Here is a 10384-nt window from a genome sequence, read left to right as displayed (position 1 = left end):
TCAAAACGAATCAGGGTATCCATACCCGTGAACTGACGCTCGACACTGATTGCCGACATATTTCTCCTTATTTACGATTGCTTGTTCTGGAGCAAACGCGACTAGCGTCGCAAACCAAGACGGGATATCAAAGTACGGTAGCGCTCAACGTCTTGGTTGCGCAGGTAGTCGAGAAGTCGTCGGCGTCGGCCGATCATCATCATGAGGCCACGGCGCGAATGGTGATCGCCCTTGTGCACCTTGAGATGCTCGGTGAGCTGAGCTATCCGATCCGTGAGAATGGCGACCTGAACCTCTGGGGAACCGGTATCACCCTCACGAGTCTGGTAGCTCGCAATGACCTCTTGCTTAGTCGACATACGTAGTCATTCCTCTTCTAGATCTGGACCCACCAGATTGACGTTTCACTTACGAGTACGGCGTTCATCATAGCGCCTCAAGGAAGGAAAGACGGCCAGGCCCCGACCGCTTCGATCGTGTCATGCACATCACGCTCCATCTGTTGACGAAAGTCTTCCTCAGAATCAAAGACCTGCTGTTCTCGCAGCTTTCGCAGGAAATAGACGCACAGCACCCTCCCATAGAGGTCTTCGTCCGCTCCGATGACGAAGACTTCAAGCAGCCGAGCTCCACCCTCTGGATAGTACATCGGGCGAGTACCGAGCGAGATCGCTACCGCATAGCGCCGACCGTCAAGGTAGGTATACCCCGCGTAGACGGCATCCGGTGGCTTCACGAACTCCTCGCCGACCACGAGGTTGGCGGTAGGAAAGCCAAGGGTGCGTCCTCGTCGATCCCCAGACACCACGACTCCTTCGACCCCAAAAGGGTGACCCAAAAGCTCGTTGGCAAGGTCCAATTGACCCTCTTGTACGAGGGATCGGATCAGCGTTGCCGACACCACTCGGTCGGTTCCTAACAGCGCAATCGCCTCGGGGTTCTCCGTTAACTCCCCGACGGTCAGCAACCTAGACGCGTGCACCGAAAACCCTCGGAGTGCGCCCTGTTCGACAAGGTCGGCAATCGATCCTGCACCCTTGGCTCCATAGGTAAAGTTCTCCCCCACGTAGACCCCTGTCGCACCCAAGGTGTGGACGAGCACCTCATCGACAAAGTCGATCGGAGCCTGAGCGGCACGTGCTGGATCAAAGTGGAGGAGATAGAGGACATCCACACCGAGGGCACCCAACAGATGGTGGCGCAACCTTGGACCCATAAGGAGACGAGGGGCGCGCTCGGGAGCGAGCACCTTCATCGGATGTTGGTCAAACGTGACGACTACAAGTGGCAATGCTCGCCGATCGGCCTCCTCACGCGCAGCACCGATGAGGCCGAGATGACCGAGATGAAAACCATCAAAGGCTCCAATGGTTACGACCGACTGATCCAACGAGTAGGTCGGAGCTTCAGAGCTGAGCACCTCGATCATTTAGCCCCCTCTGGCGGCACCACACGCAATGGGACCAGCTTATCGCCCTGCACACCATAGACCCCAACAAGTCGTTGATACTCGGGCTCAGCACCTTGGGCCAGAACCAACACCTCCTTACCATCGCCAAGCGCAGGTGGACATGCAAGCACATGACCATTGCGAGCCTGTGTCAGCAACTCCCTCTCAATCGCGTAGGATGGTGCGTCAGGAAAGATCACCGACAAAGGGAGACGATCGTCCGGCTCAAGGGAGGTGGGATCCTTCGCAGACGCAAGCGTCACTGAACCGATCGACTCCCGTCGTAGCGCATACAGCGTCGCACCCGTACCGAGAAGCTCGCCAAGATCCCGGGCGAGTGATCGGATGTAGGTACCCGAAGAGCAGTGAACGCGAATCACCACATCCAAAAATGGACCTGAACGAGCGAGATCAAGAAGATCAATGGCATAGATCGTCACTGACCGCTGCGCCAGAGTGACCTCTTCACCCGCGCGCGCAAGTGCATAGGCCCGCACACCGTTGACCTTAAGAGCGCTAAAGGCCGGCGGTAACTGGTCGATGGTGCCGAGAAAACTCGCAAGTCCCGCCTGTACGGCCTCCGCCCCCAGGGTGGAGGGAACAGCTTGAAAGCCCTCGACCGCCCCAGTGATGTCGAGCGTATCGGTGCGTAGTCCACAGCGTACGGTCGCATAGTACACCTTGTCCGCACCCAACACAAAGGCCAACAATCGCGACCAAGAACCAACTGCGACCACCAAGAGACCAGAGGCGAGCGGGTCAAGTGTACCGCTATGCCCAGCTTTCTTGATCCCCAGTTGCCGTTTCGCAATGGTAAGCGCCCGCTGCGAGGTGATGCCAACCGGCTTGTCGAGAGCGTAAAAGCCCCCTGCCTCCATCGCTTGCTTAGCCAAGGTTTTGATCATGGCGGCGTAAAACCGCCTCAATCGCCTCCGAGGTTGCCAACACATCATCGACGATGAACTGCAACTGAGGCGTGCGTTTCATGCGGACCTGCCGAGCGATCGCAGCCTGCAGCTCAATGCGGTGTGCCTCAAGCGCGATCTCGGCCTCCTCGGTGAGCGAAGCAAAGAAGACCAGAGCAGAGCGTAAGTCAGGGCGCACCCGTACGTCGGTGATCGTCAGCAACGCCACACGATCATCGATATCTCCGATACGCTCAAGCTCCCAGGCCACCACCTCTTGTAGCAGCCGTGAAACCCGATCAACCCTCTCGTACCCATGCGAACCTCGACTGGCCATGTTCGGCTTACTCCCTGGCGATCTCGCGGAGCTCAAAGGTCTCGATCAGATCTCCGCCATGGAGATCCTGGAAATCGGAGAGTCCAACACCACACTCAAAACCAGCGCTCACCTCACGAACATCATCCTTGAATCGTCGCAGCGACACCACGGTACCCTTCCAAAGGATCACTCCCTCGCGCAAGAATCGCACGTGCGATCCTCGTGTGATCACACCCGATCGCACATAACAACCAGCAATCGCGCCAACCCGAGGAATCCTAAAGACCTCGCGAACCTCAGCTTCACCGGTGACCACCTCTTCATACTCAGGCTTGAGCATGCCGACGACGGCAGCCTCGATGTCTTCGATGACCTTGTAGATGATCTCATAGGTGCGAACCTCAACGTGGGCGAGCTCGGCCGCCTCACGAGCACGTCGGTCTGGACGCACATTGAAACCGATGATAAGTGCATCTGACGCAGCAGCGAGTGCTACGTCGTTCTCAGTGACGCCGCCTACTGCCTTGTGGATGATCGCAAGACCCACCTCATCGCGGGCGAGCTTCGCAAGCGCGTCAGCGAGCGCCTCAAGACTCCCCTGGACATCTGCCTTCAAGATGATATTGAGCATCGGCACGTCGCCCTTTTGGATCTGCTCAAAGAGATCCTCGAGTTTGATCCCCGAACTACCGATAGCCCGATTGGCGTTGGCGGCCAGACGTAACCGTTGCTCGCGCGATTCCGCCACCTCTCGCGCACTCGCGATCTCATTGGTCACACGGAACAGATCGCCGGCACTGGGAACCTCAGAGAAGCCCAATACCTGTACCGGAACCGATGGTCCGGCAAGATTGACCTTGTTGCCTCGATCATCGACAAGGGCCTTCGCCTTCCCCCATGCCTGTCCAGCAACCATCGAGTCACCGACCCGCAACGTCCCCGACTGCACCAACACCGTCGCCACTGGGCCACGGCCCACATCGAGGTGACCCTCAAGGACCGTGCCTCTGGCATGGCCCGTCGGGTTCGCATCGAGCTCTAACACCTCGGCCAACACCAGGATCTGCTCAAGCAGGTCGTCAATGCCTAAATTCTGTAGCGCCGAGATCTCGACGACGATCGTGTCGCCGCCCCACTTCTCTGGGACGAGGTTGTACTCCGAGAGCTGTTGGAGGACACGATTCGGATCGGCATCGGCCCGGTCAATCTTGTTGAGAGCCACAATGATTGGGACGCCAGCCGCCTTTGCATGGTTGATCGCCTCAACGGTCTGGGGCATGACACCATCATCGGCAGCAACGACCAAGACGACGATGTCCGTCACCCCAGCACCGCGTGCGCGCATGGCCGTAAAGGCCTCGTGGCCTGGCGTATCGATAAAGGTTACACGACCACCTGGCAGCTCGACCTGATAGGCACCTATGTGCTGAGTGATGCCGCCAGCCTCACCCGCAACCACGTTGGAGTTGCGAATGCGGTCGAGCAACAGTGTCTTGCCATGATCAACATGTCCCATAACGGTGACGACGGGCGGACGAGATGCGATCGCATGCTCGTCTTCGGTCTCGTCAACGTCGAGGTAGCGAGCGGCGAGCATCGCCTCTTGTTCCTGTCCAGCATCCACCATGCGAATTTGCGCACCGAGTTCGGCAGCGTACAACTCAATCATCTCGTCAGAGAGCGACTGTGTTGCCGTGACCATCTCACCCTGTAACAACAGAAAGCGAATCAGATCACCGGCTGAACGATTGAGCTTGGGCCCGACCTCCTGTGCGGTCGATCCGCGCTCGATGATGACTTCGTGATCCGGTATCGGCGCACTCGAGGGGACGTAACTCGATACCGTCGTCGGCTCGAGCTCTTCGTACTCCTTCCTCGATACCCGCTTCTTCGACTTCGGTCCACCACGGCTACGGCCGCGCGGAGCTGGCATTGGTCCACCTGGACCTCGTGCCGGCGCACCTCTGCTACCACCTCGTGGCGGCGGGGATCCTCGAAATCCGCCCGTAGAGGGTCCAGTGCCCGCCCCTGGACGCGCACCGGTCTGATCAGTGCGAGGAGGACGATCGTTCGGTCCCGCAGGGCGCGGCGGTCGATCGTCGGGTCGGCCCGTACGAGGAGGCAGTGGAGCTCGGCTACCGTCACGCGGAGGACGAGCTGGCCTGCGACCACGGGGATCGGGATTCGCGGAAGGACGCGGGGGCGGCGGAATTGGTCGCCCGGAGAAGGAGGTAAGGGGTTGTTGTTTACGCGCTGGTGGCGGCGGAATTGGCTGACCGGAGGGCGATACCGGTGATGACCTCGGTCGCGGTGGAGCCTGGGGTTCCGCGGCCTCACGGGCGAGCTTGCCTGCATTGGCGATCGCTACACGTTCAGCCTCTTCACGCTTGGCGGACTCCTGTGCAATCACGGCCGCTAAGTCGTGCTTATCCTCGTCCTCTGCTGGCTTGGCCGCCGGACGCTCCTCGGGAACCACCTCCACTGCTGGAGCAGGACTGGGCTCAGCGACTGCCTCCTCAGGCTGGTCTTGAGTCGGTTCCGCCTTTGCACCATAGATGCCAATACCTTCGCGTTGTGCACGTCGACGCGCACGGTCAGCATGCGCCTCCTCAACGCTTGAGGAGTGTGACTTCACGTCTATTCCAAGGGCGAGGCACAGATCAAGCGCCTCCTTATTGGAGAGGTTTAACTCCTTCGCAATCTCATAAACTCGTAACTTCTTAGCCAACGACGAAACCTGACCTCCACTGTACCGACTCGACGCCTACGCCATCTGAGTCCATTGCAACCTCTACCTTGCGCTCGCTCAGACACCAAAGGAGTCCTTTAACCTAGCCAGTCTAGCCGGGGGGATAGGAATTCTTAGTGCCTTCGACAAACGTCCGCCTCTGAATGTCTCTTCGGCACACCGTCGAGAGTCAGAGCACAACCATGCGCCCCTGCCGTGTCCCGCCCGTAGGTGAACATCGCCATCATAGGCCGCGAGTCGAATCAACTCCGACGTTGGCCGTCGACGTCGACAGCCCACGCACATCCGTATCACGACTCGCCGACTGCGAGCCATCGTCACCCCTCGGAAGGATCCCCAGTCGGGGCGTCCATCGTCTCAATCGCCACATCGGAGACCCCTCGATCCTCATCAACCTGATCCGCCCCACCCTCTGATGCGGTACTTTGCCCATCGCTCGGCGGACTGTCCTGGCCCATTGGGGATGAAGCGATGTCCTCGAGGTAACCTTCTTCGGCCGCCGCCTCACGATCGAGTGCGGCCACCTCACTCTCGGCACGGACATCGATATGCAGCCCGCTGAGGCGCGCTGCGAGTCGAGCGTTTTGGCCCTCTCGGCCGATAGCGAGCGAAAGCTGATCATCTCCGACGACGATGAGTGCCGAGCCAGCAGCCTCATCAATACGCACCTCAAGCGCATAGGCAGGCTGAATCGCCCGTTCGAGGTACTCGATAACATCGTCTGAAAATGGTACGATATCGAGTTTCTCACCCATCAACTCATTGGTCACCATGCGCACACGGGATCCGCGCGACCCAACACAGGCACCCACCGGGTCGACCCCGTCATCGTTGGACCAGACGGCCACCTTGCTACGATGACCTGGTTCACGCGCAATCGCCTTGATCTCGACGACCCCAGAAGCGATCTCGGGGACCTCGAGCTCGAAAAGTCGCTTGACCAAACCGGGGTGCGTACGTGAAACGACGATCTGAGGGCCCTTCGCCGTCTTGCGTACCTCAACAATATAGGCCTTGATCCGCTGTCCAATGGAGTAGCGCTCATTCGGTGGGCACTCAGTATGGGGCATAATGGCCTCGATCTTGCCGAGATCGAGCAGCGTGAACCGAGTATCCATCTGGGACACAACACCGGTCACCACATCACCCTCACGCCCCGCATACTCTTCGTATTTGAGATCGCGTTCAGCATCACGAATCTTTTGAAACATCACCTGTTTGGCCGTTTGTGCCGCTATGCGACCGAAATCCTTCGGGGTGTCCTCCCACTCGCGCACGACATTGCCGTCGTCGTCAAGCTCCTGTCCAAAGACCCGGATCTCACCGTTATCCGGGTCAATCTCGACGTAGGCCTCATCGGCCGCCCCAGGCATGCGCTTATAGGCAGCCACCAATGCGTTCGCCAACGACTCAAGTAGTGTCTCTACCGTCAGGCCCTTCTCTCGAGCAATTACCTCAAGGGCATCCATAAAATCCTGGTTGTCACGCGCCATCGACCTGCCTCCTTCCATCGTTGTTTTTGTTCTTGGTACCCCACTGGAAGACGGTCATCGCCTGATCGATCTCGCGCAGTGCATAGAGTCGTGATTCGCCCTCCACGATGACCTCAATCCTTGGTTCGCTCTCATCGAAGACGCGAGCCAACACGCCTGCAACGACCCCATCCGTCGACGTGAACTGTATATCTCGCCCGGTCGCCCACTGAAAATGGGTCAATCGCAGCAGTGGACGCTCAAGCCCTGGACTCGACACCTCAAGCGTGTAGGTGCCATCTCCTTGTCCACCGGCATCATCAAGCACCGCCGAGACGGTCTTCGATGCTTGCGCGATCTCATCTAGCGAGGGAGCTGACGCATCATAGTGCTCGAGTCGGAGGTCTAGAACCCGCCCGTGCCAGGTAGCCGATAGCACGCGAAGGTCAAGCGGCGCGATCACCGGGTCGAGGAGATCGATAAGCGTCTGACTCGAGAGCATACCTCCTCCTCCCACCTATCCACTTGAACAAAAAACGTGGGCTCACGCCCACGCAGTTCCCATACTACGAATTATCCTTCACCAGTATAGCGCATCGCTATCGTCGTTCAGATGCGAGTGCCCGGGTGAGCGACAGGATCGTGGCGGTGACCTCGTCGATCGGAACTTCGACGGTCTGTTCTCGAATGCGGTCTCGCAACTCGACGACGCCCTTGGCCAATGAACGGGCACCAACGATACAAAAGAGGGGGGATCCGATCAGTTCGAGATCGCGCATCGCCACCCCAGTCGAGATGCTCCGATCTTCGAGTAGCGCTGCAATGCCAGACTGAACCATCGATTCGTGCAACTGCTCGGCTACCGTAGCCACCTCGTTGGTCTTGGTGGCACCCACGCCCACGATACTCACGACGTAAGGGGCAACCTCTATCGGCCAGACCACCGCATCCCCATCCACTGAGCCATACTGTTGCGCGATTACCGCCGGCACCCTCGTCACCCCAATGCCATAGCAACCCATCCAGTAGGGCAGCTCCTCACCGTCAACGGAACGATAGCGGGCATGGGACAAGACTCCGGAATAGGTCAACCCGAGCTGGAAGGTATGGCCGACCTCCACCGAACGAATCAGCGATAGAACCCCGCCACATCGAGGACATGGATCTCCATCTTCAACCACTACCAGATCAACAAATTGATCGACCTGGAAATCGACACCAACGCGCAGACCGACGCAATGATGACCCACTTCATTGGCTCCACTCGCCCAACTAGGACGCGTACGGACCAAGGGGTCTGCAATCACCCGAACCTCAGAGCCGTGACCCTGCGGACCAATGTAGCCCTTCGCGAACCCCGTCATCTCGGCATCGGTGGCCAAGCGCATGCCACGTGGAACGTTGAGCGTACGATCACCAGGTAGGAGCGCGATGACCCGATCACCCAGGTCGTCAATCAACAACATCGACTTGAGCATGCTCGCAACCTCTACCTCTGCACCGAGATCGCGCAGCGCCTTCACTGCGATCTCAATCCCCGGCGCATTCGGCGTCGCATACGTCACCGGCTGACCCTCTGGGTCAACCTCGACCGATGGCCGTTCGCCAGCGCGAGCAGCCTCGATATTGGCTTGATAGCCGCAGTCACTACAGTGAGCAAAGTGATCCTCTCCAATGCTGGAGGCGACCATAAACTCATGATTCACGTCCCCGCCGATAGAGCCAGCATCGGCTTCAACCGGCTCCGCCCGAAGACCGAGCCGCGCAAAGATGGCGAGGTAGGCGTCATAGAACCTTCGATACGAGTCGCGCATCGCGTCGCGATCAACGTCGAAGGAGTAGCCATCGGCCATAATAAACTCGCGTGTTCTCATCAATCCAAAACGTGCCCGGGGCTCATCCCGGAACTTGGTTTGGATCTGATAGACCAGCTTGGGCAGATCGCGGTAGCTCTCGATGTCGGGGCTCATCGCCTCGATCACCGCCTCCTCATGGGTCGGTCCAAGCACAAATGCACCTGATTTACCGTCAACACGAAAAAGGACATCCGCCATCTTGTCGATACGACCGGTCGCTCTCCAGATATCCACCGGTTGGAGTGCCGGCAACAGAAGTTGGGATGCCCCCGCACGGTCCAGCTCCTCCTCGACGATGCGTTCCACATTGCGAAGCACGCGAAAACCCAGCGGAAGAAAGCTATAGACACCACTGGTGAGCCGACGAATGTAGTTCCCACGAATCAGGACTTTATGTGAGGCGGCCTCAGCATCCTGAGGGACCTCCCGTCGACTCCTAAAGACGAGTTCAGATGTTCGCATGGGAACAAAGGCTAGCACGGCCCCAATGATCGCTCAGCGACGCTTCTTGTTAAGCCTCGCTTCAACACCCTCAACCATGATCGCCTGTGCCTCCTCCACGAGGGCTGCGACCATGTTCGCCTCAGGAACGACCTCGACAATCTTTCCCTTGATAAAGAGGTGACCCTTCCCTTTGCCGGCAGCGATGCCAATATCAGCCTCACGCGCCTCACCCGGTCCGTTGACGTTACAGCCCATAACCGCGACTTGTAGGGGGAGGCCAAGCTTCTCAAGCTCTCGTTGCGCCTCGGTAGCGACCGCCACCACGTCGATCTCTGCTCTTCCACAACTTGGGCATGCGATGAAGTCGAGTCCTTTGCGCTCGCGAAGGCCCAACGACTCAAGGAGCTGCCGTCCGGCTCGGGCCTCCTCGATCGGGTCTGCGGTCAGCGAGTAACGAATGGTGTCCCCGATCCCTTCAGCGAGCAAGGTGGCGATACCAGCCGTGGCCTTGATGAGACCACCGGGCAATGGCCCCGCCTCGGTGACCCCGAGGTGGAGCGGGTGATCGACCTTTTGGGCGAGCAACCGGTAGGCAGCGATCATCAACGCCACATTCGAAGCCTTGACCGAAAAGGCGACATCGTCAAAACCCACCTCATGGAAGAGATCGAGTTCATGCAGTGCAGAGGCGACCATCGCCTCCGCGGTGATCCCTCCATACTGCTTCGCAAAATCCGGGTGCAGCGAACCAGCGTTCACGCCGATTCGGATAGGAACGCCACGCGCTCCCGCCTCACGCGCCACGAGTTTGATCTCTTCAGGTTTGCGCAGATTGCCCGGATTCAGTCGAAGTGCAGCGACCCCAGACTCCAGTGCGGCGAGCGCCATCTCCACATGGAAGTGGATATCAGCTACGATCGGCACAGGAGATCGTGGAACGATCTGACGAAGTCCATCAGCTGCATCCTGCGAGTTGCAGGTACATCGGACAATCTCTGTACCGGCGGCAGCCAATGAGTAGATCTGGACGAGCGTACCCTCGACATCGGCGGTCTTGGTGGTCGTCATCGACTGCACGGAGATCGGGCTATCGCCGCCGACGGTGACCTTGCCAACCTGGACTGATCGTGCGACGCGGCGCTTTGCTAGTACTACCTGTTCACGTGTCATTGTAACTCACTTTCATTCC

Annotated in this window: 10 protein-coding genes; all 10 read right to left on the bottom strand. The window is 58.8% G+C overall.

All coding sequences use genetic code 11. From position 1 onward, the window contains the following. Positions 1-101 precede the first annotated feature (101 nt). Positions 102-359, bottom strand: a complete 258-nt coding sequence (gene rpsO, locus M7439_RS11715; protein ID WP_298210495.1) for a 30S ribosomal protein S15 — start codon at positions 357-359, stop codon at positions 102-104. Positions 360-436: 77 nt separating this feature from the next. Next, positions 437-1429: a riboflavin biosynthesis protein RibF gene (ribF, locus tag M7439_RS11710; protein WP_298345003.1), complete on the bottom strand. Its 993-nt coding sequence runs from the start codon at positions 1427-1429 to the stop codon at positions 437-439. Further along, positions 1426-2355, bottom strand: a complete 930-nt coding sequence (truB, locus tag M7439_RS11705; RefSeq protein ID WP_308464504.1) for a tRNA pseudouridine(55) synthase TruB — start codon at positions 2353-2355, stop codon at positions 1426-1428. Before truB ends, ribF begins: the two co-directional genes overlap by 4 nt. Further along, positions 2336-2692, bottom strand: a complete 357-nt coding sequence (locus M7439_RS11700) for a ribosome-binding factor A (RefSeq protein WP_298344997.1) — start codon at positions 2690-2692, stop codon at positions 2336-2338. Before M7439_RS11700 ends, truB begins: the two co-directional genes overlap by 20 nt. Positions 2693-2699: 7 nt before the next feature. Further along, positions 2700-5402 (bottom strand): translation initiation factor IF-2, encoded by a 2703-nt coding sequence (infB, locus tag M7439_RS11695; RefSeq protein ID WP_298344994.1) that lies wholly within the window; start codon positions 5400-5402, stop codon positions 2700-2702. A gap of 78 nt (positions 5403-5480) precedes the next feature. Next, positions 5481-5708, bottom strand: coding sequence for a YlxR family protein (locus M7439_RS13165; RefSeq protein ID WP_366525241.1), 228 nt, complete (start codon positions 5706-5708; stop codon positions 5481-5483). Positions 5709-5740: 32 nt separating this feature from the next. After that, on the bottom strand, positions 5741-6916 hold the full coding sequence (gene nusA, locus M7439_RS11690; RefSeq protein WP_298344990.1) for a transcription termination factor NusA: 1176 nt from the start codon (positions 6914-6916) through the stop codon (positions 5741-5743). Beyond that, the gene (gene rimP, locus M7439_RS11685; RefSeq protein WP_298344987.1) at positions 6906-7397 is read right to left on the bottom strand and encodes a ribosome maturation factor RimP; all 492 of its coding nucleotides are present in this window, start codon (positions 7395-7397) and stop codon (positions 6906-6908) included. Before rimP ends, nusA begins: the two co-directional genes overlap by 11 nt. A 97-nt stretch (positions 7398-7494) precedes the next feature. Beyond that, positions 7495-9213 (bottom strand): proline--tRNA ligase, encoded by a 1719-nt coding sequence (locus M7439_RS11680; protein ID WP_298344984.1) that lies wholly within the window; start codon positions 9211-9213, stop codon positions 7495-7497. 33 nt (positions 9214-9246) lie between these two features. Next, positions 9247-10365 carry a flavodoxin-dependent (E)-4-hydroxy-3-methylbut-2-enyl-diphosphate synthase gene (ispG, locus tag M7439_RS11675; RefSeq protein WP_298344981.1) on the bottom strand — a complete coding sequence of 373 codons (1119 nt, stop codon included), beginning with the start codon at positions 10363-10365 and terminating at the stop codon, positions 9247-9249. Positions 10366-10384: the final 19 nt, after the last annotated feature.

The sequence above is a fragment of the Ferrimicrobium sp. genome (genome assembly GCF_027319265.1).
In the GTDB taxonomy this organism is placed as follows: Bacteria; Actinomycetota; Acidimicrobiia; order Acidimicrobiales; family Acidimicrobiaceae; genus Ferrimicrobium.
This window is presented reverse-complemented; position numbering and strand designations above follow the sequence as displayed.